The organism is Streptomyces sp. NBC_00086 (assembly GCF_026343255.1).
GTDB lineage: Bacteria > Actinomycetota > Actinomycetes > Streptomycetales > Streptomycetaceae > Streptomyces.
Window position 1 is genome coordinate 222,521 of the sequence record NZ_JAPELZ010000001.1, and the last position, 24,450, is coordinate 246,970.

Genomic DNA, 24,450 nt, shown 5'->3' on the forward strand with positions numbered 1-24,450 from the left:
GCAGGGGTTTGCCGGAGGCGGCGGACCCTTCCGGCCACAGCACCGTTTTCCACCCCTGTTCCACCTGGATCGAAAGAAGGCTGATGGACCTCGCGGAGATCTGGCGGGTCATGCGCAGGCGCTGGTACGTGCTGCTGCCCGGGCTGCTGCTCACGGCCGCGCTCATCACCGGCGTGTACCTGCTGGTGCCGGTGGAGTACCGGTCGCAGAGCACGGTGACCCTCCTGAACTCGAAGAAGGCCACGGTGGCCTTCGACGGCAACCCCTTCCTGAGCACCCAGGCCTCGCTCACCGGCATGGCCGACGGACTCGCCCGGAACCTGAACTCCGACGATTCCAAGGCCGACCTGAAGGCCCAGGGACTCACCGGCGTGTACGAGGCGAAGATCGCCGACAACGCCCAGGGGCCCTTCATGTGGCTGAGCGTCACCGGCACCGACCCGGCCGCCGTCCTGCAGTCCGACAAGCTCTTCACGGCCTACGCCGAGAAGCGGCTCCTGGAGTTCCAGGCCCAGCAGTCCGTGACCCCCGAGGCGATGATCCGCATGGCGACGATCGTGCCCCCGCAGAAGCCCGAGGCGCAGACGAAGACCCGGCTCCAGTACCTGGTCATGGCGGCGGCGCTGGGCTTCGTACTCAGCCTGGTGGCCACCTTCTTCGTCGAGGCCCGGCGCCGCAAGGCCGGCAAGGCCGGCCGGCGCAAGCCCGTGGCAGCCGCTGCGGAGCCGCCCGAGACTCCCGGCTCCGATTCAGGTTCCGGTTCCGGTTCCGGTTCCGGTTCCGGTTCCGACGATCACACCGGCGCCCTCGACCCCACGGCCACGATGGCCCTCAAGGTCCTGCCCTCGTCCGCCTTCCGCTCCAAGGCACCGAAGTGACCGCCCCCACCACGGACACGGGCATCCAGGGCCCGTCCGAGGTCCCGCCCGAGGCGCCGTCCCTGGCGCGCAAGGTGGGATCCGCCGCCCGGTGGAGCCTGGTCAACACCATGGTGATGCGCCTGGGCAACTTCGTCACCGGCATCATCCTCGCCCGCTTCTTCCTCGGCCCCGAGGCCTGGGGCGTCTACGGGATCGCCCAGACGGTCCTGCTGGTCCTCCTCTCCGCCAACGAGCTCGGGGTCTCCCTCGCCATCGTGCGCTGGGAGGGCGACCCCCGCCGCTTCGCCCCGACGGTCCTCACTCTGAGCGTCGCCTCCAGCCTCCTGCTGTACGCGGGCCTGTTCGCGGCCGCCCCCCTGGTGGCCCGGGTGCTCGGCTCCCCCGAGGCCTCCGGCGTGCTGCGGGTGATGTGCGTGTGCGTGGTCCTCGACGGGCTCTCTCAGGTGCCCGCCGGTTTCCTCACCCGGGAGTTCCAGCAGGGCCGGCGGATGGCCATCGACGCCGTCAACTTCGTCCTCAGTACCGCGGTGACGCTGCTGCTGGCCGTCCAGGGCTGGGGTGCGATGAGCTTCGCCTGGGGCTCCGTCGCGGGCAACGTGGCCGCGCTCATCGGCTGCTGCCTGGCCGCGCCCGGCACCCTGAAGTTCGGCTGGGACCGGGAGCAGGCCCGCGCCCTGCTGCGCTTCGGGCTCCCGCTCGCCGGGGCCAGCATGCTCGCGCTCGGGGTCGTCAACGTGGACACCATGGTGGTGGGTTCCTCCCTCGACCAGCTGGCCCTCGGCTTCTACGTGCTGGCCTTCAACATCTCCGGCTGGCCCGTACGGATCATCTCCGAGGCGGCCCGCCGGGTCTCCTTCGCCGGGTTCTCCCGGCTGGCCGACTCCCCCGGCGCATTGGCAGGGGGCTTCGGCCGGGCCCTCGGCGTGGTGATGACGGGCACGGTCCCGCTCTGCGTGCTGCTGGCCGCCCTCGCCGGGCCGATCGTGGAGCTGGTCTACGGGGCGCGCTGGCTGCCCGCCGCCGCCGCACTGCCGTGGCTGATGGGCCTCGGGCTGGTCCGGATCGGCTGCGAACTGGCCTACGACTGCCTGGTGGCCATCGGCCGCCGCCGCTCCCTCATCGGGGTCCAGGGCCTGTGGCTCGTCGTCCTGGTCCCGGTGCTGGTGGCCGGCGCCGGCGCGGGCGGGATCGAGGGGGTGGCCCAGGGCCACGTCCTGGTGGCCGGGGCCGTCGTGGTGCCGGTGTTCCTCTTCGCCCTGCACCGGGGCGGCGTCGGGCTGGGCACCGTGGCGCGCGCCTGCGCCTGGCCCTTCCTCGGCGGGGCCGTGATGACGGGCGTGGTCCTCGCACTGGAACGGCTCCTCGGCGACGGCGTCCTCGCGCTCCTGGCGACCGCGGCCGCCGCGACCCTGTGCTACGCCGTGTGCGTCCTGCCCAGCTTCGGGTTCCTGCGCGGCGCCGAACCGGCCGCCGCGGCCGCGACGATCAAGGACTGACTCCATGGCACGCGTGCGCAAACGACTGTGGGCCTGGCTGCTGGCCGGGGTCTTAACCGTCGCCGCCCTGACCCTCTACCAGGCCGAGCGGACGGGCCGCAGCGAGTCGGCGGCCGGTACCTGCCCGGAGAGCGCCCTCGAATGCCCCGGCCAGGAGAAGCCCCTCCCGCTGCCCGCGCCCAGCGCCGCGCCCTCCGACTCGCCGTCCGCGCCGGTCAGCCCGAGCCCCTCCGCGACCTCGGCCTCCCCGTCCCCGTCGGCCACTGCCCCGCCGGGCAGCAGCGCGCCGCCCGCACCGGGCCCCGTCTGCAACGCCACCTCGCCCGGCGCCTGCGGCTTCCCCGACGCACGGTCCACCGGTCCCCGGATCGCGCTGGAGCGGCACGACACGGGGAACATGTCGATCAAGACCAACGGCACGGTCATCCGGGGCTGGGACATCCGCGGTTCGCTGGACGTCTACGCCGACAACGTCACGATCATCGACAGCCGGATCACCTCGACCAACTGGTGGGGCGTCAACCTCCGTCCGGGCTTCAAGGGCCTGCGGGTCCTGCACACCACGATCACCGCGCTGCCGGGCAAGGGCCCCGACAACGGAGGCGTCAACTACGCGGTCTCCAACATGGGCGAGAGCTCCGTCGAGGTCGGCTGGTGCGACGTCTCGGTGTTCGGCAACGCCCTGTCCATGGGCCAGGGCGATCTGCACGACAACTACGTGCACGACATCGTCGCCTTCCGCAACCTCGGCGGGGAGTGGCAGCACACCGACGCCGTGATCAGCGGCGGCGGCAACAAGGGCCGGCTGACGGTCCGCCACAACACGCTGCTGAACTCCGTCCCGATCGACAAGGGTGCCAGCGCGGCGCTCGGGCTCTTCGCCGACACCGGCGTGGTCTCCAACGTGGTGGTCGACAAGAACTGGCTGGCCGGAGGGGCGTACGCGCTCTACGGCGGCGGCCCGGGAGCCACCGGCATCCAGGTCACGGACAACGTGTTCTCCACCCAGTACCACCCCAACAGCGGGCTTTACGGGGCGGTCGCCGCGTGGAACGCGGGCGGCGCGGGGAACGTGTGGCGCGGCAACCGCATGTCGGACGGACGCCCCGTCGTCCCCGAGCCCTCCCCCTGACCACCGAGAGGACATGACGTGCGCTCCATCGCCCGGGCCCCCTGGGAGCTGCTCAAGCGGGCCTTCGGCTGGCTGGTGCTCTTCGAGGCCAGGAACAAGCTCGTACTGGCCCCCTCCGCCCTGCGGCTGCGCCGTTTCGAGAACGCGGAGACCAGCAGGCTCGGCTCGCTCCTGGGCCGGCCGCCGGCCGCCCTGGTCGCCACCGTGATCGCCACCCACCGGCGCCCCGAGGCCCTGCGCGCGGCGGTGGCCTCGGCGCTGGCGCAGACCGTGTCCGACCAGGTGGTCGTCGTCGTGGACGACGGGGCAGGTCTGCCCGAACTCCCTCCGGACCCCCGGCTCTTCGCGGTCTCACTGGCCCGGAACACGGCCACGGCCGGGGTCGTGCGCAACGTGGGGATCCGGCTGAGCCGCTCTCGGTACGTGGCCTTCCTGGACGACGACAACCTGTGGGAGCCGGACCATCTGGAGCAGGCCCTGACGGTCCTGGAGTCACCGGGCGGGCCGGACGCGGTGTACACCGCGCTGCGCAGGATGCTCCCCGACGGATCGCAGCGGGACGTCCTGTCGGTGCCCTTCGACCGCCGCCGCTCGGCGCACGAGGCCTTCCTCGACACCAACGCCTTCGTGGCGCGGCGCACCCCGGCCCTGCACTTCAGCCGGCTGCGGCGGACCCCGGAGGTCCTGCCCCGCGAGGACTGGGAGCTCGTGCGCCGCTACAGCCGGCGCCACGAGGTCCGCCACCTGCCCCGGCCGACCGTCCGCTACCTGGTCAACCCGGAGAGCTTCTACACCGCCTGGGAGGGGTCGGCGCCCGCGGGCCCGGCGCCCACGGGTCCGGCCCCCACCGCCTGACCCGCCCGGGTCAGGGTCCCGGCGTGGCGCGCAGGGCCCTCCGGCTGGTCAGGGCACGCGCCGCGGCCCGGCTGGCCGGGCGGCCGAGCGCCGCACGGGAGGTCTCCCGTAGCAGCACGGCCGCGTGGAAGGCCGCGGTGGCCGGCGCCGAGTGCCGGCGGCCGTAGAGGCGCACGCGGTTGAGGGTCAGCAGGGTCCACAGGCGCGGGGAGACCTGCGAGTCCCCGCCGAGGTGGACGGCCGAGGCGGCGGGTTCGAGGCGGGTGGCGAAGCCGTGGTCGCCGGCCCGCAGGCAGTACTCGGTCTCCTCCGAGTACAGGAAGAACGATTCGTCCCAGGCGCCGCAGGCGTCCAGGCACTCACGGGAGAGGGCCATCAGCGCGCCGGACGCCCAGTCGGCGACCGTCCTGCGCCCGTACGCCGCCGGATCGGTGACCAGTTCGCTCCACCGCGGGAAGCGTCCCGCGCGACGGTTGCCGATCACGGCCTCGCCGAGGGCCCGGGTCACCCGGGACTCCCTGCGCAGCGAGTGGTGGAGCGTGCCGTCCTCCTCGTACAGCAGGGGCACGCTGATGCCCACCCGGCGCCCGCCGTCCCCGCCGTCGACGGGGGCGCCGAGCGCGCCGACGAGGTGGCGCGCGCAGCCCTCCCGCATCCGCAGGTCCGGGTTGCAGACCAGGCCGACGCTGAAGCCGCCCTCCCATCCGGCGGCGGCCTTCAGGGCCGCGTTCACCCCGGCGGCGTAGCCGGCGTTGCGACCGGTCTGGACGATCGTGGCCTCCGGCGCCAGCGACCGGATCACCTCGACGGTGTCGTCGGCGGAGTCGTTGTCGGCGACGACGAGCCGCCAGTCGACCCCGGCCATGCCCTGCGGCAGGGAGGCGAGGAACCCGGGTATCACCTTGGCGCTGTTCCAGGTGACGACGAGGACGGCTACGGGGCCGGCTGCATCCGGCCGGTCCGGGCCGCGGTCGGCTGCGGGGCCGGAAGCTGTGCTGTCGGAGGGCACGGGTTCTCCAAGGTTCGGGGCTCGGGCGCGGAGCGCCGGATGAAGCCGAGGTAACTGCCTCCGGCGGCGATCGTCAGGAAGAACATCCCGGCGAACATCGGGAAGCTGAGGGCGTCGAAGGTGGCCGCGCTCACCAGGGCGACGAGGGCCGAGGCGAAGAAGGCCTGGCCGAGCTCCCGGTCGGACTCGTCGGCGGCGATACGGCGGATGGCGCCACCCTGGTGGATTCCGGCGAGGAACAGCGCCAGGAGCGCGAGCAGGCCCAGCAGGCCCATCTCCGCCAGGGTCAGCATGTACTGGTTGTCGGTGAAGAAGTACAGGTCCGGTGTGAAGGTGCCCAGGCCCCGGCCGAACAGCGGGCGTTCCTCCAGGTAGGGCACGATCGCGCTGTACTTCACGGTGCGGGCCTGGGTGCTGCTGTCGGAGTTCGACACGAAGGACGCGAAGAGCGTGGTGATCGTGCCGATCAGTCCGGGTACCAGGACCTTGAAGACGGCCACCGAGCCGAGGAGCAGTCCGAAGGCGGTCCAGCGGCGCTGCGGCTTCCACCTCGGCACCATCACCAGCACCACGATGAGGGCCCCGATGATGGAGGTCCGCGACACCGTCAGCGGCAGGGCGCCGCCCATCAGCGCCACCGGCGCCCAGCGGCGCCAGCGGCTCAGGTGCGCCCGGACCGGATCGAAGGCCTGCTGGATCGCGAAGGGCAGCATCAGGGCGAGCATGCCGCCGAACTCCAGCGGCTGCGCGGTGGTCGAGCGCGGCCGGGTGAACGCCCCGCGGTCCAGGGTGGTGATCTGCGCGACGCTCGACTGGAGCCCCGGGATGCTGATCTTCTCGGCGATGTTCGTCGCGGTGAAGAAGTCGTAGTAGCCGATGGCGGCGACCACCGCCCCCATCACGACGGCCCGCCGCAGCAGCACGTCCAGGCGTGCCCGGTCCTGGATCCCGGCGGAGATCAGCACCACCAGCGAGACCCAGACCAGCAGGCCGATCAGTCCCCGGTCTGCGCCCAGCACCTCCTTGTGCGAGCTTCCCCGGGAGGCGTTCGCCAGGTACGAGGCAAGGACCGAGACGGCCAGCAGCCACATGACGACCCGGGGCAGCCGGGTGCCGGGGGCCGGTCTGATCCGGCCGGTCAGCCAGGTGGCCAGGTACCAGAAGAGGGCCAGGAGCGCGAAGACGTTGGCCGGGGTGCCCACGCCGCCCAGGCCCGGAAGGGTCAGGTTGGAGGGGATGAAGAAGGCCAGCCCCAGATAGCCGGTGAGCAGTGCGGTGGCGTCCAGCTCACGATGGCGGGTCCGCTTGCGCCCGCGCTTGCCGGCCGTACCGGCCGCGGCCTCGGCGGCCTCCCGCCGGCGCCGCCGGCCCGCCAGCATGCTCTCCATGACGAAGGAGGCGGTGAAACCGGCGACCAGGCCCGCGATGACCACGGCCAGTACCTGCTGGTAGCGGGTCTTGAGCTGGGGTTTCGGGGTCTGCGGCAGCACCACGGGGGCGGTCTGCACGAAGTACGCGGGCTGTACCTTGGCCGCCGCCTGGAGCGCGTTGAGCTGCTCCCCGGCGAACTCGGTGAGCTTGGTGGTCTCCTTGAGCACCTTGTTGCGGTTGGTGCCCGTGACGGTCAGGGTGAGCATCGGGCCCGAGGCGTTCGCGGCGAATCCGACCGTGTAGGGGTCGGTCACCCCGAGACCGTGCAGGTCCCGCGCCGCGTCGGCGCCCGACAGGGTCCTGATGAGCACGTCGGCGGTCACCACGAGCGAACCGCCCGCGTTCGCGATGGGGTTGCCGAAGGCGGGGGCCAGTTCGGCCACCGCCGTGGAGTCCAGGAGGGCCACCGAGCTCTGGGACTGGTAGGACACCGGGACCGTCTGGTACAGCTGCCCGCCCGCGAGGACCCCGCACAGCGTCAGGGGCGCCATGACGTACCAGCGGCGCCGCAGTACGGCTCCTATCTCACCGATGTTCACGAATGCTCCCTCCCAACCACCCTGGAACCGTTGGCGTGTTGCCCGGCGTCCTGGGAAGATCGAACACGACGGAAGGAATCCTGTGTCGCCTGGTGAGCTGTTCCGCACGCTGCGCCGCCGCTGGTACGTGCTGGCCCTGGCGGCAGTGCTCGCGGCCTCCGGGGCGCTCCAGGTGCTCCGGCCCACCACCACCTACGTGAGCACCGCGATCGTGGTCCTCAAGCCGCCCGTGACGAGCAACCAGCCCAACCAGCTCGCCAATCTGCAACCGCCGCTGGCCGCCGTCTCCCTCGCCGCCGTACAGCAGCTGGACTCCTCCGACGGGGAGGCCGAGCTGCGCGCGGCCGGGGTCGCGGGCACCTACCGGCTGATCCCGCGCAACAGCGGCACGAGCGTCACGCCGCGCTATCTGATCCCCTCCCTCCAGATCCAGGCGGAGCACACGGACCCGGCCACGGCCGACAGCTCGGTGCTCAAGGTCGTCGAGGTCTACGGGAAGCACCTTTCGGACATGCAGGCCGAGCAGCGGATCCCGGCGGCGGGCCGGATGAGCGTCACCCTGCTCGTGCCGCCCTCCGCGGTGGCGCAGCTCGGGACGAAGAGCCGCGGGCTGGCCGGGACGGCGGTACTGGCCGTGGTCGCCGGGGTGGCCTGCGCACTGTGGACCGATCAGTTCCTGGCGGGCCGCGCCCGGCGCCGGCGCGTTCGCGCCGGCGCTGGGGGCAACGGGCCGCTGCGGGGCGAGAGCCCCGTGCCGACGGCCGCGGCGGCCCGCTGAGACAGCGGGCCGCCGGGCCGCCAACGCCCCTGGTTCGGGGCGGTGGTGCGGTGTCATCAGATCCCTCGGCGCTTCCAGGACTGCCACCAGAGCCATTCGCGTCCCCGGTCGGCGACCGCGGACAGCACCAGCGGCTGGAGGTACGGCATCGTGCGGGCCCCGATCCGCCGGCGCCTGCGCAGTGCCCCGTACTCGGCGAGCGAGGTGTACTGCGGCAGGCACTCGGCGGCGAAGGCCTCCAGCTCCTCGACCGGGACCACGTCGGTGCGCCCGCGGTCGTAGGCCCGGTAGGCGCGCCGCAGGGCGTACCGGGCGAGCCGGGTGCGGGCCGCGGTGGACAGCCGGCCCGCCTCCGGGAGCAGGCCGCCGCACTTGTCCAGCACCGAGTCGAAGGCGACGAGGCGCTGGCGCAGGTCGTCGAGCTGTCCGCCGAAGTCGGTGGTGGACATGTTGTTGCCGTGGACCCGGTAGAAGGCCTGGTCGGCCCCCCGGACGTAGCCCACGTCTGCGTGGGCGGCGAGCCGCATCCACATCTCGATGTCCCCGGCGTGCGGAAGCTCCGGATCGTAGCCCCCGACCTTGCGCTGGAGGCTGGTGCGCACGACCACCTCGGGTGAGGTGATGCACCCGGTGCCCTCCCGGAAGCGCCGCTCCAGCCACCACCGCCCGGGGTAGACCACCGAGCCGGTGCTCTGGGTGCGGGCCTCGGGCAGCGGCCCGCCGTGCTGGAACCGCAGCGGCCTGCCGTAGGCGAAGCCGGCCCGCGGGTGGGCGTCGAGCAGGGCCGCGGCGCGCACCAGGGCGCCGGGGACCAGCCGGTCGTCGGCGGAGAGCAGGGCGACGTAGTCCCCGTCCGCCCACTCCAGCAGGCCCTCGTTGTAGGTGGCGATGTGCCCCTGGTTCTTCTCGTGGACCCGGACCTCGATCCGGGGATCGGCGGCCGCGAGGGCGCGCGCGACCTCCGCGGAATCGTCGGGCGAGGCGTCGTCGATGATCAGTACCCGTACGTCGACGCCTTCCTGTTCGTCCAGGACGCTCTTGACGCAGTCGGCCAGGAAGTGGCCGTACTTGTAGCAGGGGATCACCACGCTGACGGTGCTCACTGGCCGGACACCTCCGTGGATCCCTCCGTGAGCGGGGCGGGGGCCGTGGTGGTGAAGACCGGGCCGACCCAGTAGTTCACCGATCCGAAGGTGTTGTTCGGGAAGACCGTGGCCGCCCCGTACTTGTAGAGCCCGTTGCCGGTGACGGGGCCGCCGGTGCCGTCGGCCGGGGCGACCAGCGGGTAGGAGCGGTGCGCGGCGCTGAAGTAGCCGCCGTCCACGGAGTACTTGCCGTTCGGCGCGTGGTACGAGGCCACGTACTCGGTGTTCGCGGTGATGGCCACCGGGGTGGTGAAGTGCAGCTGCTGCCAGCCGGACAGGGTCTCGCTGCCGAAGGTTCCGGTGGCCAGGAGCGTGCCGGTGGCGGTCCAGAGGCTGCCGGTGTGGGTGCCGGTGTTCCCGGGGCCCTTGTAGAAGGTGACGCCGGTGATGTAGCCGGCGACCGTGGACTGGAAACGGGTGCCCAGTTCCACGGAGTTGGTGTCGTCGCCGACGTTGGCGGTGGTCGGGGTGGCGTTCGGACCCCACAGGGTGCAGGGGCAGGTCACCGCCGGAGGGGTCGCGCTGGTGGTGAAGGTCCAGGTGACCGGCGCGGCCATGAGGTTGCCCCACAGGTCGGCGGCCTGCACCGACGCCGTGTAGGTGGTGTTCAGCGCCAGTTCGGAGGACGGGGTGAAGGTGGCGCTGTTGGACACGTCGAGGATCTTGCTTCCGGGGACGTTGGAGCCGCCGGGACCCTTGAGGGTGAACACCAGGGTGTCCACGTCCACGGCCGAGCTGAAGGTGGCCTTCACCGTCGTGGTGATCGCGGTGCCGGTCGCCGCCGACTGCGGGGTGGTCGAGGTGACGGTCGGGGGCGTCGTGCTCGCGGTGGCGGTGTCGAGGACCGCGTCGACCCAGTAGTTGCTGCCGGAGGAGGCGCTCGACGGGAACCCGCCGGTGCCGCTGTAGCGGTAGACGCCGTTGCCGCCGTCGGTGCCGCTCTTCAGGGCGGTGAGCGGGGCGAGCCCCGCGGCGGCCGAGGCGAAGGTGGTGTCGTAGGAGTATCCGCCGTTGGGGGCGAAGTAGGAGGCGATGTAGGTGGTGTTGGCCTTGACGGGGATCGGGGAGGAGAAGTTGAGCTGCTGCCAGCCCGAGGCCGTCTCGTTGGTGAAGGTGCCCGTGGCCAGGCGCTGGCCGGTACTGCTCCACAGGCTGCCCGTGTGGGTGCCGGTGTTGGCCGGGGACTTGTAGAAGCGGACGCCCGTGATCGAACCGGGCACCGAGGAGCGGATCTTCACGCCGAGTTCCACGGCGCTGCCGTCGCCGGCGTTGACGGTGCCCGGCACGGCCGCGGCGGGCCAGACGGTGCAGGGGCACTGCTGGGGGCCCACGGTCAGCGGCACGGTGGTGGTGGCGCCGATGTTGACGCTGTCGTCCACCGCGCGGACCTTGATCTGCGCGGCACCGGGGGTGGTCGGGGTCCACTTGTAGCTCCAGGACGCGACGCCCGTGGTGGCCTTCCAGGTGGTTCCGCCGTCGGTGGAGACCTCCACGCGGGCCACGACTCCGCCACCGCTGTCGGAGGCGGTGCCCGTGATGGTCACGGGCCGCAGGGCGGGCACCGTGGCATTCGCCGCGGGGCTGCTCACGGTGATGACGGGGCCGGTGGTGTCCGTGGAGGCGGTGGCCACGAGCAGGTTGCTCTGCAGGGACTTGGGCTGGACCCCCATGTCGGCGAAGATGTTCACCGTCGCCTGCTGCATCCGCTTGTCCTCGGTGACCACCGCGTCGTCGGGGTTCCCGGTCGGCATGTTGGTCAGGCCCCAGGACCACTGCACGGTGCCGGAGCCGAAGACCAGCGCGTTCGAGATCTGGTCGCGGAAGGCGACCAGGCTGTGCGTCGCGGTCCCGTTGCCGTAGGTGTTGCCGTAGTCGAGGCGGTACTTGCCGTCGTTGATGTCCACCGTGGTGGACGACATCGCGATCTGCCCGGGCGGGCGGGCGGCGTCCTCCACGTCACTGTCCCACTCGTAGCCGAGCGTGCCGACGGGGAAGGTGGCGGTCTGGGAGGGGGTCAGGTTCGCGACGGTGGTGCCCCGCCACAGGCGCATCTTGGCGTAGGCGCCGGGCACGGTGATCGCGTCGCTGCGGTAGCCGTTCACGCTGAACAGCGAGCCGGTGACCTGGTTCTGCGGCTGGTAGGGCCGGCCGTTCGTGGCGCTGGCCGGGTCCATGAAGGTACCCGTCCAGATCCCGCTCGGGTCGGGGATGCCGTTGGGCTGGGGGAAGGAGAGCTTGGTCTCCTTGTAGCAGACCAGGGTCCGGTTGGCCGTGTTGGCCCCGTCGATGCTGGGGGTCAGGCGGGTCTTCCAGAAGACCTCGTTGCCGGCGAAGTAGGTCTGGTTGACGCCCGCGTGACGGGCGTTCAGCGCGTTGGTGAACTGGTCCTGGGTCCAGTACTCGTCGTGGCCCGAGGACATGAACACCTTGTGGTTCTGCAGCTGGGTCGCGCCCTTGGTCGACATGTCGATGCCCGACATGTAGCTGACGTCATACCCGTTGCGCTCCAGCCAGGCGACCATCTGGTACTCGGATCCGTAGATCCCGTTCTCCCCGCCGATGTCCATCGGCCGGTTGTAACTGACCTCGTAGGCGCGGCCGTCGGGCGCGGGGCCGGCGCCGTCGTACAGGTCCTGGCCGCCGTAGTTGTTGTACGCCTGCCAGGTCTGGTCGCTGGTCTGCACGACGATGTCGGAGTGGCTGGAGTCGTTGCGGACCACGAACGGATAGGGCATGACCCCGTTGCCGTCCGCCTGGTCGAAGTTGGCTATGTAGAGGCCGGAGACGGCGTCGGAGGGCACTGACCAGGTCGCGGTGACCGGCCAGTTGCCGCAGTCGACCAGGCCGGTGGAGGGCTTGGTGGTGCAGCTCTGCGGGGCGCCGCCCTGCGGGAAGTTCGCCGGGTGGGTCTGGGCGGCCTGGGCCGGGGTCGACATCAGGCGGGCGCCGTCACCCCCGTAGTGGCCGAGTCGGTAGACCGACACCTTGTACGCCGTCGGCGACTGGATCTTGAACTGCAGGGTCTCGCCCGCCTGCACGCTCTCCTTGGCCGGGAAGCCCTTGATGTCGCCGTAGGCGCTGGGCGCGAACCAGTCGGACATCGGTGTGCCCGTCTTGGAGTTCTCGCACACGATCGCGTTGGAGCCGGGACCGCACGGATCCGCCGCGACCGCCACCGATGGCGGCAGCGCCGCCGCCATCAGCGCTGCCACCACGGTGTAGAGCCCGTACCGCAGCAGCCTTGTCCTTCTGTTCATCCGAACCTCATTTGGGAGGGGCTTTGGTGATTCGACGCCGGAGCGTCAGCGCAGCGCTGCTGAGAGCGCGTCCACGACCCGCTGCTGTTGGGCGGCGGTGATCTGCGGGAAGAGCGGGAGGGACAGCATCCGGTCGGCGGCCAGCTCCGCGTGCGGGAAGGCCCCACGGCCGTGGCCCAGGTGGGCGAAGGCCGGGGTGAGATGGACGGGCGCCGGATAGTGCACGCCCGCGCCGATGCCTTCCGCGTTGAGCTTGCCGACGACGGCGTCGCGATCGGCGCCGGCGACCCGGATGACGTACAGGTGCCATACATGGACGTTGCCCGGCGCCGTGACCGGCAGGGTGAGGCGTCCGGTGGCCGCCAGGTCCGCGAGCAGGCCGTCGTAGCGGGCGGCGGCGGCCCGGCGGGCCTCGTTCCCCTCGGCGAGCCTGGCCAGCTTGGCCCGCAGCACCACGGCCTGCAGACCGTCGAGCCGGCTGTTGAATCCGGCCACGTCGTGCCGGTACTTGGCCACGCCTCCGTGGTTGGCCAGCGCCCGCACCAGGTCGGCGGCCTCCTCGTCGTCGGTCACCACCGCGCCCGCGTCCCCGTAGGCGCCCAGGTTCTTGCCCGGGTAGAAGCTGGTCGCGGCGATCCCGCCACTGCCCGGGGTGCGGCCCTCGCGGGAGGCCCCCTGGCTCTGCGCGGCGTCCTCGACGAGCTTGGCGTACGGGGGCAGGCCCGCGGCCAGAGCGGCCGTGTCGGCGCACTGCCCGTAGAGGTGGACCGGGACCACCGCGCGGGTGGCCTTGGTGACCGCGTCGAGCGCGGCCTGCGGGTCCAGCAGCAGGGTGTCCGGGAGGCAGTCGGCCAGCACCGGCCGTGCGCCGATCCGGGCGACCGCGCCGGCGGTGGCGATGAAGGTGTTCGCGGGCAGCACGACCTCGTCGCCGACGCCCACTCCGCTCGCCCGCAGGGCCAGTTCCAGGGCGTCGGTGCCGTTGGCCACGCCGACGCAGTGTCCGACCCCGGCGAAGTCCGCGTACTCGCGCTCGAAGGCCCGTACCTCCTCGCCGCCGATGAAGGCGGTGTCGGCCAGTACGCGGTCGAATCCCGCACGTAATGCGTCCGCGACCTCGGCGTGCGCGGCCTTCAGGTCGACGAGCGGTATCTGGTTCATGCGGCTGTGCTCCCCATCCGTGTCTCCGGCCTCCGGCCGGTCTCCAACTCATCGGCCCGCAGCTCGTCGAGCGCCGGGCCCCCCGCCTCGCGCAGCCGGCGGGCGGGGCTTCCGGCCCACACCTCGCCTGCCGGCACGTCGGTCAGGACCGTGCTTCCCATCCCGGTCAGCGACCAGGCGCCGACCTCCCGGTACTCCCGGACCAGCGCGCCGGCGCCCACGTAGGCCCCGCGCCCCAGCCGTACCCCGCCGCCGAGGCGGACCCCGGAGGCCAGGGTCGCGAAGTCCCCGACCTCGTCGTCGTGGGTGAGGACCACGTGCGGCATGACCGCCACGTGGGACCCCACCCGTACCGCCGCCGTCAGCACGCAGTGCGCGAGCAGCACCGTGCCGGGGCCGAGGACCGAGGAGCCGGAGAGGGCCGCCGTGGGGTGGACCACGGTGGCGTACCGGCTCTCGGGCAGTGCCAGGCGCCGCACCAGGCGGGCCCGCACCCCGTAGTCGCGGGGGCTGCCGACGCAGACCACCACGCGGGCGTCCACACGTTCGTGCACCAGGGCGCTGCCGCCCAGGACGGGCACCCCGTCGACGTCCCGGCCGTGCAGGGCCGGGTCGTCGTCGAGGTGCCCGGCGAGCCGCCAGCGCGGGGCCCGGCCGGCCGCCAGGTCGGCGGCGGCCGCGTCCCGTACGGCCTGGGCGGTTTCGCGGGCGAAGCCGCCCGCGCCGACGATCAGCAGGCTTTCGGTCGTCGGGGTCCCGGTCCCTGTCCCGGTCCCGGTCCCGGTCCCGGGATCGTGCGGCCCGCTCATCCGCCGTCCGCCTGTTCGCGCAGCACCGCCACCACCCGGTCCTGCTGCCCCTCGGTCATCGTGTGGAACAGCGGCAGGATCAGGGAGTCGCGGGTGATCCGCTCGGTGACCGGCAGCGGCGCCGCCCCGTGATCGGCGTACGCCGGCTCCAGGTGGGAGGCCATGATCCCGCGCCGGGCCGAGATCCCGGCCTCGGCCAGCGCCGCGAGCAGTTCGTCGCGGCCGACGGGGAAGTCCTCGGCCAGGAGCACCCAGTACGACTGGAAGTTGCCCTCGCCGTGAGCGGGGTCCCGGACCGGGGTCAGGCCCGGGATCCCGGCGAGGAGCCGCGCGTACCGGGCGGCGAGGAAGCGCCTGCGGGCCACGATCTCGTCCAGTTTGCCCAACTGCACCAGGCCGACCGCGGCCTGGATGTCGGTCATCCGGTAGTTGTAGCCGACCTCCAGGTAGCTCTCGGCGATCGGCTTGCTGCTCGCGTGCCGCTGCGCCGCGGACACGTTCATGCCGTGCTCGCGCAAACGGCGCAGCCGCTCCGCCCACGCGGCGTCGTCCGTGGTCACCATGCCGCCCTCGCCGGTGGTGATCACCTTGCGGGGGTGGAAGGACCAGGCGGCCAGCAGCGCCCCCTGGCCCACCGACTTGCCGCCGACGGTGGCGCCGATTCCGCAGGCGGCGTCCTCCACCAGCGCGAGGCCCCGGTCGGCGCAGGCGGCGCGCAGGGCGTGCACGTCGGCCGGGACCCCGCCCTGGTGGACGGCGATCACCGCCTTGGTGCGCGGGGTGCGGACGGCGTCCACGGTGGCCGGGGTCAGGTTCCCGGTGGCCTCCTCGACGTCCGCGAAGACCGGCTGCGCGCCCACGTAGCGCACCGCGTTGGCCGTGGCGATGAAGGACAGCGAGGGGACGACGACCTCGTCGCCCGGTCCGAGGTCCAGTGCGATGAGCGAGAGGTGCAGGGCCGTGGTGCACGAGCTCACCGCGATGCCGTGCTCCGCGCCCACCCGCTCGGCGAAGGCCCGCTCGAACTCCGCGACCCTGGGTCCCTGGGCCACCCAGCCGGACAGGACCGCGTCGGCGGCGGCCCGTGCCTCGTCCTCGCCGAGCCACGGGATCATGACGGGGATCCGGGCGGGCGCGGGAGCGGCGGCCTCCCGGGCGCTCATCGGCCGGCCTCCGCGGCGGCCGCGTCACCGGCGGCCGCGTCCGCCGCGCGCTCGGCCCGCCACCAGTCGACCAGGTCCCGCAGCCCGCTGCGCAGGTCGATCTCGGCGGTGAAGCCGAGGTGGACGGCGGCCTGCGAGGTGTCCGCGAGCCGGCGGGTCACCCCGTTCACGGCGCGGGCCGGTCCGTGCTCCGGCGCCAGGCCCTCGGCGCCCATGGCCTCCAAGAGGCCGTTGGCCAGGTCGAGGAGACTGGTCTCGGAGCCGCTCGCGACGTTGAACACCTCGTCGGTCAGGTCCGATTCGGCGGCCAGCAGGTTGGCCCTGGCGATGTCGCGGACGTCGACGAAGTCCATGGTCTGGGTGCCGTCGCCGAGGATCAGCGGCGGTTCGCCCGAGGCGATCCGCTCCATCCAGCGGATCAGTACCTCGGTGTACAGCCCGTGGATGTCCATCCGGGGGCCGTACACGTTGAAGTAGCGCAGGGCGACGTAGTCCAGCCCGTACATGGCGTGGAAGCTGCGCAGCACGCCCTCGTTGAAGGCCTTCGCGGCCCCGTAGAAGGTGTCGTTGTTGTAGGCGTGGTGGCGCTCGGTGGTCGGGAAGGACTCCGCCATCCCGTAGACCGAGGCCGAGGACGAGGCGACCACCTTGCCCACGCCGGCGGCCGCGGCGGCCTCCAGCACGTTGAACGTCCCGTCGACCATCACCTCGTTGGCCAGCCGCGGCTCCTCGGCGCACTGGGTGATCCGGATCGCCGCCAGGTGGAAGACGAAGTCGGCGCCCTCGGTCGCCTTGCGCACGGCGGATATGTCCCGGATATCGCCCTCGACCAGGTCCACGACCCCGCTCGGCAGGGCGCGGGCCAGGTTGGCGCGACGTCCCCGGACGAAGTTGTCGAGCACGACGATCTCGCGTGCCCCGTTGTCCACCAGCAGGTCCACCAGGTGCGAGCCGATCGTGCCCGCTCCGCCGGTGACCAGAATCCTCTTGCCTCGTACGCTGCTCAACGCCCTGCCCCTACTGAGTCGGTCATGGTGTTCCCTGCTGTGCCCGGCGCGCCGCACGCGGCCCGGGCGGCGCCTCCGACCCTCAACGGCCGGTGCGGAGTCCGACGACGGCGCCCTTGAACTCCAGGCTGCGGGAGGCCGCTTCGAGGATGTCGAGGACCTGGAGTCCGGCCCGGCCGTCGGTGAGTGCGGGCCGCCGCGTCCTGATCGCCGCGGCGAACTCCTCGACCATGCTGCGCAGGGCCTCCTTCTCGCCGAGCGCGGGTGCCACCATGTCGCCGGTCCGGTAGGAGACGAGCATGTCGCGGCGCTCGTCCGCGCCGATCTCCTGCGGCGCCGTGAGGTCGACCCCCCGGTCGAACACCGCGACCCGCTGGGTGGGGTTGAGGTCGTCCCACACCAGGGTGCGCTTGGAGCCGCCGACCATCGTGGTGCGGACCTTCACCGGTGACAGCCAGTTGACGTGCACGTGCGCGATGGCGCCGGTGTTGAGCTGGAGCGTCAGGTAGGCCACGCAGGACTGACCGGCCCCGATCGGGTCGGCCCCGTGCGCGGCGACGGCGACCGGGTGGACGTTGTCCGGGAGGATGAAGTCGAGGACCGAGAGGTCGTGGGGGGCCAGGTCCCACAGGACGTCGATGTCCTTCTGGACCAGCCCGAGGTTGATCCGCACCGAGTCCACGAACTGGATGTCGCCGAGTTCGCCGGAGCGGACCATGTCCCTGATGCGGCCCACGGCCGGGGTGTAGCAGTAGGTGTGGTCGCACATCAGGGTGAGGCCGCGTTCCTCGGCCTCGTTCACCAGCCGCAGTCCGTCCTCGTAGGTCGCGGCGAGCGGCTTCTCCACGAGGACGTGCTTGCCGGCGCGCAGGGCGGCCAGGGCGACGTCGAGGTGGGTTCCGGCGGGGGTCGCCACGGCGACGGCCTCGACGGCGGGGTCGGCCAGGACCGCCGCGTAGTCCGCGGTCGCCTGGACCGTGGAGTACCCGCCGAGCACCTGGCGGGCCCGGTCCACGTTCAGATCACAGAGCCAGCGGAGCCGGAACTCCGGACTCGACTGGAAGTTGCGGACGAGATTGGGGCCCCAGTAGCCCGCTCCGACGACTGCGACCCCTAACGGCTCGGTCCGTCCCGCACCTGCGCCCGCGGCGTCCCGCCCGGCGTCCTTCGCGGTGTCCTTCACAGCGTTCCCTTTCCTTCCGCGCACGCCCGCGGGCGTGTCGACGACCCATGGCCGGAACGCGTGCGAAGGAAGGGGGTGCCGTCGAGGGCATGCCGGGCGCCTGCGCGACCCGTGCGTGACCCGCCCGACGGTGATGGCCCCCACGACCGATGCCGTACGTGTTGCACGTACTTCCGCCCCCCGGCCGTCCGGCACCCCTCGCGCCGGCCGGCCACGGACAGGCGGCCTGTTCCCCCAAGCCGCCGAACCCGTAACCTGCCCCAACTACCCTGCGCCGACTGGATCGCAGCGCGGACCACGGCACTGCCGAAGCACGCCCAATCCGGTCGGCTGCGTTCAATCTAGACCACGGGGCGTACCCCCGGGGAGAGTTGGAGGAAACGGTCGGTACGGGCGTTCGAGCATGCATACTTCCGGGGTGACCAGCATCGTGATCCCGGCCCACAACGAGGGCCGGGTCATCGGCCGGCTCCTCGACGCGCTCCTGGACGGGGCCCCCTCCGCGGGACCCGACATCGTCGTGGTGTGCAACGGCTGTACGGACGACACCGCCACGGTGGCCGCCGCGCGGGGCCCCCGCGTACGGGTGGTTGAGATCCCGACTCCCTCCAAACACACGGCACTTCGGGTGGGCGACGAGCATGCTCGCGGCTTCCCCCGTCTCTACGTGGACGCGGACGTGGTGGTCGGCGCGGCCGACGTACGGGCCCTCGCCGACGCCCTCGCCACCAGCCCGGCCCTGCTCGCCGCGGCCCCCGGCCGGGACATTCCGCTTGTCGGCTGCGCCTGGCCGGTCCGGGCCTACTACCGGGTCTGGCAGCTGCTGCCGGCCGTCCGCGAGGGACTGTTCGGGCGCGGGGTGATCGCGGTGACCGAACCGGGGCACGCCCGGCTCGCCGCCCTGCCGCCGCTGATGGCCGACGACCTGGCCGCCTCCCTGGCCTTCGCACCGGGGGAGCGGCGGGTGGTGGAGTCGGCACGGGTCGTGGTCCTCCCGCCGCGCACCTGGGGCGACCTGATCAAACGCCGGGTGCGGGCGGCGACTTCCTCCGCCGAGCTGGAGCGCTTCCAGGCCGCGCGGGCTTCCGAGCCGGCGGCCGCGCCCCCGCCGTCCGCGCGCACCGGTACGGGAGACCTCCGGGAGCTGCTCCGGGCCCGGCCGCGACTCCTCCCCGGAGTGGTGGTGTTCGTGGTGGCCGCCCTCGCGGCCCGCCGGGGTGCCCGCAAGGCCATCCGGACCGGGGACTTCTCCACCTGGCTGCGGGACGAGAGCAGCCGAAAGGGCTGAGCGGCCGGCGGGTGGGGCGGTCGAATCCCTCCGTAATCAGCCCAGTTGGCCCGTACAACCATTAGGGTGCCATTCGCACGCACCACTGGCTCACCGCACAGACGCACGCCGGACCGGGAGTTCGAAAGCATGTACCTCGCGGACCGCTCCGCGCCCGAGGACGCGAAGTCCGCCGCCGACGGATCCCCCGTCCGCGGACCCGCGGTCGCCTCGACCGTCCTCGCACTGGGCTCGGTCAGCCTGATCACCGACGTCTCCTCGGAGATGGTCACCGCCGTCCTGCCGCTCTACCTCGTCGCCGGACTGGGCCTGAGCCCGCTCGGCTTCGGCGCGCTCGACGGCCTGTACAACGGGGTCAGCGCGCTGGTGCAGCTGACCGGCGGCCACCTCGCCGACCGGATCCGCAACCACAAGCTGATCGCCGGCATCGGCTACGGACTGTCCGCGGTGTGCAAGCCGCTGCTGCTGCTCGCCCACAGCCTCGGCCCGGTGGCGCTGATCCTGGCCCTGGAGCGCACCGGCAAGGGGCTGCGCACCGCCCCGCGCGACGCGCTCATCTCCCTTTCCACGCCGCCCGAGTTGCAGGGCCGGGCCTTCGGCGTGCACCGCGCCATGGACACCACCGGGGCCCTGCTCGGGCCCCTCGCCGCCTTCTTCATCCTGAGCGTGACGGTCGACGGGTACGACGCCGTCTTCGGGGTCAGCGCCTGCGTGGCCGCACTGGGCGTCGTGGTGCTCCTGCTGTTCGTCCCCTCCGGCGCGGAGCCGGGACCCGCCCGCCCGAAGCCCGCCGCTCCCCCGGTACCCGCCCCGCGCCGGCCCGCTCCTCCTGCGGCCGCCTCCCCGAAGCCGGACCCGGTGAACCTGCGCGACGCGCTGGGCCTGCTGCGGCTCCCCCGGCTCCGCGCCCTGGCGGGCTGCGCCGCCCTGCTCGGGCTCACCACCGTCAGCGACGCCTTCCTCTACCTGCTGCTCCAGGACCGCACCGGCATCGGCGAGCGGTGGTTCCCGCTGCTCCCCCTGGGTACCGCGGCCGTGTTCCTGCTGCTGGCCGTGCCGGCCGGCGCCCTCGCGGACCGCATCGGCCGCCGCACCGTGTTCCTCACCGGGCACGCCCTCCTGCTGGCCGGGTACGGGCTGCTCCTGTGGGCCCCCGGCCTGCCCGCGCTGCCCTACCTGGTCCTCGCCCTGCACGGCATGTTCTACGCAGCCACCGACGGGGTGCTGCCCGCCGCCGTCGCCGCGACCGTCCCCGCGAAGCTGCGGGCCACCGGCATCGCGCTCGTCGGCACCGGCCAGGCCCTGTCCCGCTTCGGCTGCTCACTGGCCTTCGGCGCCGCGTGGACGGTCCTCGGCTCGGGCCCGGCGCTCGCCGCCGCCGCGGCCGGGCTGTGCTGCTGCGCGGCCGTCGCAGGCTTCGTACTCCGCCCCACGGCCCCGGACGGCGCCGCCGCCGGGGCCCCGCGACCCCGACGCCCCCGAGGAAATCGATGACGCGCTCACGCCGGCTGCTCGTACTCGCCCTGGCCGTGCTGCTCCTCGCAGGCGTGGCCGGCGTGCTGGTGGTGCGCGCCGCCGCCCGGTCCGAGCAGACCCGCGCGGGCGACCCGACGGCCGTCCCGGGCAAGGTCACGCTCGACCGGCGTGACGGCCTGGCCTTCCTCAACGGCGCGCAGGGCCCGCACCGCGGAGCCCTCGTCTCCGTACCGGACCGCTCCCGGCAGGACCAGCGGACCGCATCGGGCCTCACCTGCCTGCGGTTCCACGCCGCGGCCGGCACCGGCGTGTGCCTGAGTTCCTCCCCGGGCGCCCTCGCCCAGGACAACCGGGCGCTGATCGTCGACTCCGAGCTGCGCACGCGGCGGACGTTCCCGCTCGCGGGCACCCCGTCCCGGGCCCGGGTCTCCCCGAGCGGCCGCTTCGCCGCCTGGACGGTCTTCGTCGCCGGGGAGTCCTACGGCTCCGCGTTCTTCTCCACCCGCACCTCGATCGTGGACACCCGTAGCGGCGCGCTCGAACCGGACCTGGAGAAGTTCGCCATCGAGCTGGACGGCCGCCCATACAGCGCGAGCGACGCCAACTTCTGGGGCGTCACCTTCTCCAAGGACGACGACACCTTCTACGCCACTTTGGGCACCAACAGCCAGACGTACCTGGTGAAGGGATCGATCGCACGGCGCACCGTCACCACCCTCGCCTCGAACGTGGAATGCCCGTCCCTGTCCCCCGACGAGACCCGGGTCGCGTACAAGAAGCGGGTGCAGCGCGGGGCCTCCCTGTGGCGCGAACACGTGCTGGATCTGCGGACGTTGCGGGAACAGCCGCTGGCGGAGAAGCGCAGCGTGGACGATCAGGCGCTCTGGCTCGACGACCGGACCCTCGCCTACGCCCTGCCGGCCGAGGGCTCCGTGGACACCACGGACCTCTGGACGCTCCCGGCGGACGGCACCGGAGCCCCCCGCGTCCTGGCTCCGGCGGCCTCCTCGCCCACCCGGCTGGGCTGATCGACCGGGCTGATCCGCTGGACCGATCCTCTGGGCCGACGTCTCCCAGCGCCGGCCGCGCGCTCCATCCCGCCGGTCCGGGGGGCGTACCCCGGGGGCCCGCAGAATCGTTGGGGCGGGCATGGGCACTCCACACGCCGTCTCCCCGTCCCCGGCCCGGCACCGGGCACCCGAGCGCGCCCCCGCCGCGATGGCCCGGGGCATCCCCCGGCAGCAGTCGGGCAGCGCCGCCCCCTCGGCCGGGGCGGTCGTCTTCGACCAGCTCGCCCGCGAGTGGGAGGCGCGCGGGGCCACCGTTCCGGGCCGTCCCGACCCGCTGTGGGAGCGGCTGATCACCTACGCGCACTTCCAGCGCGAGACGGACGCCACGCTGCGCAGCCTGCGCCTGGACGGAGCCGAACCCCCGCCGGCCCCCACCGCGGCGGGCCCGCGCTGGACCCGGGCATGAGCCTGGCATCAGCCGGGCAGGAGCCGGGGCGCACGAAAAGGCCCAGGGCCCCGGTCGGCTGTGGCCGACCGGGGCCCTGGGCTCCGTACGCGTTGTTCCCGCTGCTCCCGCTACACGCCCGAGGGGGCGCCCAGCATGGCCGAGGCCTTCTGGAGCGGGGTCAGGGCGGCGGCGGGCGCCGGGACCGTTTCCTGCGGGCGACAGGTGAAGCCCAGTGCGGTCAGGGCCCTGATCACCTCGGCGGCGGTGAAGTCGCGGCGGTCCTGGCGGGTGATGACGGCGCCCACCTGCTTCACGGGGTAGGAGCGACGCCCTATGACCACTGAGTCGGCGGTGATCGGTTCGGGCTTGACGCCCTTCATCGATTCCAGGACCCCGGCCTTGGTCAGGTCGAACGGAAAGCGGGCGATGACGAAGCGCATGCTGCCTCACAGGTAGAAGAGAACCGTCCGTGCCCGGACCGGCAGGATCCGGGCGGGGCTACCTAAGCCGCCGTGGTGACCGGGGACTGGCGCTGCGGCCCCCGGGCGGTCGTGGCGGTCCTGCTGCGCCGGTCCTGTGCGGGCCGGCTGCGGCGGCCACGGGAGGCACCGCCGGTGCCCCTGGGCCGCTCGGTGACGGGGGCCGTGATGACGACCGGGACGCCCGAGGGCGCCTGGGCGCCGGTGATCCGGCTCAGCTCGGCCTCGCCGGAGCGGACCTGCGCGGTCTGCGGGGTGATGCCCGCGGCCTGCATGAGACGGACCATGTCGCGGCGCTGGTTGGGCAGGACCAGGGTGACGACGCTGCCGGACTCGCCGGCGCGGGCGGTACGGCCACCGCGGTGCAGGTAGTCCTTGGGGTCGGTCGGCGGGTCGACGTTGACGACCAGGTCCAGGTTGTCGACGTGGATGCCGCGCGCCGCCACGTTCGTGGCCACGAGCACGCTGACGTGTCCGGACTTGAACTGCGTGAGCGTACGGGTGCGCTGGGGCTGCGACTTGCCGCCGTGCAGCGCCGCGGCGCGCACGCCGCTGCTCAGCAGGTGTTCGGTCAGCCTGTCCACGCCGTGCTTGGTGTCCAGGAACATGATCACGCGACCCTCGCGGGCGGCGATCTCGGTCGTGGCGGCCTGCTTGTCGAAGTTCTGGACGTGCAGGACGTGGTGTTCCATCGTGGTGACGGCGCCCTGCGAGGGGTCCACGGAGTGCACGACCGGGTCGGTCAGGTAGCGGCGGACCAGCAGGTCGACGTTGCGGTCCAGAGTGGCGGAGAACAGCATCCGCTGGCCCTCGGGACGCACCTGGTCGAGGAGCGCGGTGACCTGGGGCATGAAGCCCATGTCGGCCATCTGGTCGGCCTCGTCCAGGACGGTGATCCCGACCTGGTTCAGCCGGCAGTCACCCCGCTGGATGAGGTCCTTGAGCCGGCCCGGGGTGGCGACGACCACTTCGGCTCCGGCACGCAGCGCGCCGGCCTGCCGGTGGATCGGCATGCCGCCGACGACCGTGGCGATCCTCAGCTTCACGGCACGGGCGTAGGGCGTGAGGGCCGCGGTGACCTGCTGGGCGAGCTCACGGGTGGGTACGAGGACCAGCGCGAGCGGCTGGCCCGACTCGGCCTGCTGGCCGGCGGTACGGGCCAGCAGCGCCAGGCCGAAGGCCAGGGTCTTGCCGGAGCCGGTACGGCCGCGGCCCAGGACGTCCCGGCCGGCGAGGCCGTTGGGCAGCGTGGCCGCCTGGATCGGGAACGGGGTCGTCATGCCCTCACGGGTGAGGGTGGTGAGCAGCTGGGCCGGCATGGCCAGGTCGGCGAACGCCTCGACGGCGGGCAGCGCGGGGACCACGGTGACCGGCAGGGCGAACTCGCCCTGCGGTGCGGCGGGACGGCGCCCGCCGTAGCCGCCGCCACCCGAGCGCTTGGGGCCGCCGCCGGAGCGGCTGGGGGCCGAGGAGCCGAAGCGGCTGCCGGAACGGCTGGAGGAGCCGGAGGAGCCGCCGTACGAGCCACCGTAGGAGCTGGTGGAGCCGTAGGAGCTGGTGGAGCCGTAGGAGCTGCCGGATCCCCCCGAACGGGAGGACGAAGAGCGGTCATTCATGCGGGTCGTGCGGTTCATGCAGAACCTTCCTCGATACGGCGCACATCGAGGAGTTCTCGGCAGCGGAAAACTGGCCGCACGAGGAACCACAAGAATGAGCCGGAGCATAAAAAGATATGACGGAGTCGAATCGAACTTCGACCGGCCGGTCATATAAGGATTATCACCCTATGCGTCGACGAATTATGCGCCGCATGCGGGGTGGGGAGCCGAGGAGTGCATCCATCGGCCGAACGGTGGGGCGCTGGGACAGGTTTCCCCGTCGCGCCGCTCACGCGGGCCCAGAC

General features: G+C 72.7%; 20 protein-coding genes. 9 read left to right on the forward strand and 11 right to left on the reverse strand.

Annotated elements, in window-relative coordinates; translation table 11 throughout:
• Nucleotides 1–83 precede the first annotated feature (83 nt).
• Genes OG276_RS00990 through OG276_RS01005 form a run of 4 tightly spaced genes read left to right on the forward strand, consistent with a single transcriptional unit; the run spans nucleotide 84 to nucleotide 4,364 of the window.
• The gene (locus OG276_RS00990; protein ID WP_266901703.1) at nucleotides 84–878 is read left to right on the forward strand and encodes a chain length determinant protein; all 795 of its coding nucleotides are present in this window, start codon (nucleotides 84–86) and stop codon (nucleotides 876–878) included.
• Complete coding sequence (locus OG276_RS00995; protein WP_266901705.1) at nucleotides 875–2,377, forward strand: oligosaccharide flippase family protein; 1,503 nt, start codon at nucleotides 875–877, stop codon at nucleotides 2,375–2,377. Before OG276_RS00990 ends, OG276_RS00995 begins: the two co-directional genes overlap by 4 nt.
• Nucleotides 2,378–2,381: 4 nt before the next feature.
• Nucleotides 2,382–3,509, forward strand: coding sequence for a hypothetical protein (locus OG276_RS01000; protein WP_266901707.1), 1,128 nt, complete (start codon nucleotides 2,382–2,384; stop codon nucleotides 3,507–3,509).
• A gap of 18 nt (nucleotides 3,510–3,527) precedes the next feature.
• Complete coding sequence (locus OG276_RS01005; RefSeq protein WP_266901709.1) at nucleotides 3,528–4,364, forward strand: glycosyltransferase family 2 protein; 837 nt, start codon at nucleotides 3,528–3,530, stop codon at nucleotides 4,362–4,364.
• A 10-nt stretch (nucleotides 4,365–4,374) separates the two neighbouring features.
• Here OG276_RS01005 and OG276_RS01010 read toward each other — a convergent pair whose 3' ends face one another.
• Entirely contained in the window at nucleotides 4,375–5,373 is a 999-nt protein-coding gene (locus tag OG276_RS01010) for a glycosyltransferase (RefSeq protein WP_266901711.1), read from the reverse strand.
• Complete coding sequence (locus tag OG276_RS01015; protein WP_266901713.1) at nucleotides 5,298–7,343, reverse strand: O-antigen ligase family protein; 2,046 nt, start codon at nucleotides 7,341–7,343, stop codon at nucleotides 5,298–5,300. The genes OG276_RS01010 and OG276_RS01015 overlap by 76 nt, the downstream gene beginning before the upstream one ends.
• Before the next feature lie 82 nt (nucleotides 7,344–7,425).
• On the opposite strand from OG276_RS01015, the gene OG276_RS01020 reads away from it, so the two are divergent.
• Nucleotides 7,426–8,121, forward strand: a complete 696-nt coding sequence (locus tag OG276_RS01020; RefSeq protein ID WP_266901715.1) for a hypothetical protein — start codon at nucleotides 7,426–7,428, stop codon at nucleotides 8,119–8,121.
• A gap of 56 nt (nucleotides 8,122–8,177) precedes the next feature.
• Here OG276_RS01020 and OG276_RS01025 read toward each other — a convergent pair whose 3' ends face one another.
• From OG276_RS01025 to OG276_RS01055, 7 genes are all read right to left on the reverse strand, one after another.
• The gene (locus OG276_RS01025; protein ID WP_266901717.1) at nucleotides 8,178–9,224 is read right to left on the reverse strand and encodes a glycosyltransferase; all 1,047 of its coding nucleotides are present in this window, start codon (nucleotides 9,222–9,224) and stop codon (nucleotides 8,178–8,180) included.
• Nucleotides 9,221–12,523, reverse strand: a complete 3,303-nt coding sequence (locus OG276_RS01030; RefSeq protein WP_266901719.1) for a DUF4082 domain-containing protein — start codon at nucleotides 12,521–12,523, stop codon at nucleotides 9,221–9,223. Before OG276_RS01030 ends, OG276_RS01025 begins: the two co-directional genes overlap by 4 nt.
• A gap of 45 nt (nucleotides 12,524–12,568) precedes the next feature.
• Complete coding sequence (locus tag OG276_RS01035; RefSeq protein ID WP_266901721.1) at nucleotides 12,569–13,684, reverse strand: DegT/DnrJ/EryC1/StrS aminotransferase family protein; 1,116 nt, start codon at nucleotides 13,682–13,684, stop codon at nucleotides 12,569–12,571.
• Complete coding sequence (locus tag OG276_RS01040; protein ID WP_266901723.1) at nucleotides 13,681–14,493, reverse strand: NeuD/PglB/VioB family sugar acetyltransferase; 813 nt, start codon at nucleotides 14,491–14,493, stop codon at nucleotides 13,681–13,683. The genes OG276_RS01035 and OG276_RS01040 overlap by 4 nt, the downstream gene beginning before the upstream one ends.
• Nucleotides 14,490–15,656, reverse strand: coding sequence for a DegT/DnrJ/EryC1/StrS aminotransferase family protein (locus tag OG276_RS01045; RefSeq protein WP_266901725.1), 1,167 nt, complete (start codon nucleotides 15,654–15,656; stop codon nucleotides 14,490–14,492). The genes OG276_RS01040 and OG276_RS01045 overlap by 4 nt, the downstream gene beginning before the upstream one ends.
• The gene (locus OG276_RS01050; RefSeq protein WP_266901727.1) at nucleotides 15,653–16,663 is read right to left on the reverse strand and encodes an NAD-dependent epimerase/dehydratase family protein; all 1,011 of its coding nucleotides are present in this window, start codon (nucleotides 16,661–16,663) and stop codon (nucleotides 15,653–15,655) included. Before OG276_RS01050 ends, OG276_RS01045 begins: the two co-directional genes overlap by 4 nt.
• 82 nt (nucleotides 16,664–16,745) lie before the next feature.
• A complete protein-coding gene (locus tag OG276_RS01055; protein ID WP_266901729.1) occupies nucleotides 16,746–17,846 on the reverse strand; it encodes a Gfo/Idh/MocA family protein in 1,101 nt (366 codons plus the stop codon).
• A gap of 418 nt (nucleotides 17,847–18,264) precedes the next feature.
• Here OG276_RS01055 and OG276_RS01060 point away from each other — a divergent pair, with 418 nt between their 5' ends.
• The 4 genes from OG276_RS01060 (at nucleotide 18,265) to OG276_RS01075 (ending at nucleotide 22,086) form a co-directional block, all read left to right on the forward strand.
• The gene (locus OG276_RS01060) at nucleotides 18,265–19,134 is read left to right on the forward strand and encodes a glycosyltransferase family 2 protein (protein WP_266901731.1); all 870 of its coding nucleotides are present in this window, start codon (nucleotides 18,265–18,267) and stop codon (nucleotides 19,132–19,134) included.
• A 129-nt stretch (nucleotides 19,135–19,263) separates the two neighbouring features.
• Nucleotides 19,264–20,628 carry an MFS transporter gene (locus OG276_RS01065; protein WP_266901733.1) on the forward strand — a complete coding sequence of 455 codons (1,365 nt, stop codon included), beginning with the start codon at nucleotides 19,264–19,266 and terminating at the stop codon, nucleotides 20,626–20,628.
• The gene (locus tag OG276_RS01070) at nucleotides 20,625–21,638 is read left to right on the forward strand and encodes a TolB-like translocation protein (RefSeq protein ID WP_266901736.1); all 1,014 of its coding nucleotides are present in this window, start codon (nucleotides 20,625–20,627) and stop codon (nucleotides 21,636–21,638) included. The genes OG276_RS01065 and OG276_RS01070 overlap by 4 nt, the downstream gene beginning before the upstream one ends.
• Nucleotides 21,639–21,759: 121 nt before the next feature.
• The gene (locus OG276_RS01075) at nucleotides 21,760–22,086 is read left to right on the forward strand and encodes a hypothetical protein (RefSeq protein ID WP_266901738.1); all 327 of its coding nucleotides are present in this window, start codon (nucleotides 21,760–21,762) and stop codon (nucleotides 22,084–22,086) included.
• A 110-nt stretch (nucleotides 22,087–22,196) separates the two neighbouring features.
• Here the strand turns inward: OG276_RS01075 and OG276_RS01080 are convergent, their stop codons facing one another.
• Together OG276_RS01080 and OG276_RS01085 are read right to left on the reverse strand one after the other, a co-directional pair.
• A complete protein-coding gene (locus OG276_RS01080; RefSeq protein ID WP_266901740.1) occupies nucleotides 22,197–22,508 on the reverse strand; it encodes an SCO5918 family protein in 312 nt (103 codons plus the stop codon).
• Between the two features lie 62 nt (nucleotides 22,509–22,570).
• Nucleotides 22,571–24,181 carry a DEAD/DEAH box helicase gene (locus OG276_RS01085; RefSeq protein ID WP_266901742.1) on the reverse strand — a complete coding sequence of 537 codons (1,611 nt, stop codon included), beginning with the start codon at nucleotides 24,179–24,181 and terminating at the stop codon, nucleotides 22,571–22,573.
• Nucleotides 24,182–24,450: the final 269 nt, after the last annotated feature.

Excerpts from the sequence above, each read along its gene's own strand:
- OG276_RS00990 (WP_266901703.1), top strand. The coding sequence starts at position 84 with ATGGACCTCGCGGAGATCTGGCGGGTCATGCGCAGGCGCTGGTACGTG.
- OG276_RS01000 (WP_266901707.1), top strand. The coding sequence starts at position 2,382 with ATGGCACGCGTGCGCAAACGACTGTGGGCCTGGCTGCTGGCCGGGGTC.
- OG276_RS01030 (WP_266901719.1), bottom strand. The coding sequence starts at position 12,523 with ATGAACAGAAGGACAAGGCTGCTGCGGTACGGGCTCTACACCGTGGTG.
- OG276_RS01035 (WP_266901721.1), bottom strand. The coding sequence starts at position 13,684 with ATGAACCAGATACCGCTCGTCGACCTGAAGGCCGCGCACGCCGAGGTC.
- OG276_RS01040 (WP_266901723.1), bottom strand. The coding sequence starts at position 14,493 with ATGAGCGGGCCGCACGATCCCGGGACCGGGACCGGGACCGGGACAGGG.
- OG276_RS01045 (WP_266901725.1), bottom strand. The coding sequence starts at position 15,656 with ATGAGCGCCCGGGAGGCCGCCGCTCCCGCGCCCGCCCGGATCCCCGTC.
- OG276_RS01065 (WP_266901733.1), top strand. The coding sequence starts at position 19,264 with ATGTACCTCGCGGACCGCTCCGCGCCCGAGGACGCGAAGTCCGCCGCC.
- OG276_RS01070 (WP_266901736.1), top strand. The coding sequence starts at position 20,625 with ATGACGCGCTCACGCCGGCTGCTCGTACTCGCCCTGGCCGTGCTGCTC.
- OG276_RS01075 (WP_266901738.1), top strand. The coding sequence starts at position 21,760 with ATGGGCACTCCACACGCCGTCTCCCCGTCCCCGGCCCGGCACCGGGCA.
- OG276_RS01080 (WP_266901740.1), bottom strand. The coding sequence starts at position 22,508 with ATGCGCTTCGTCATCGCCCGCTTTCCGTTCGACCTGACCAAGGCCGGG.
- OG276_RS01085 (WP_266901742.1), bottom strand. The coding sequence starts at position 24,181 with ATGAACCGCACGACCCGCATGAATGACCGCTCTTCGTCCTCCCGTTCG.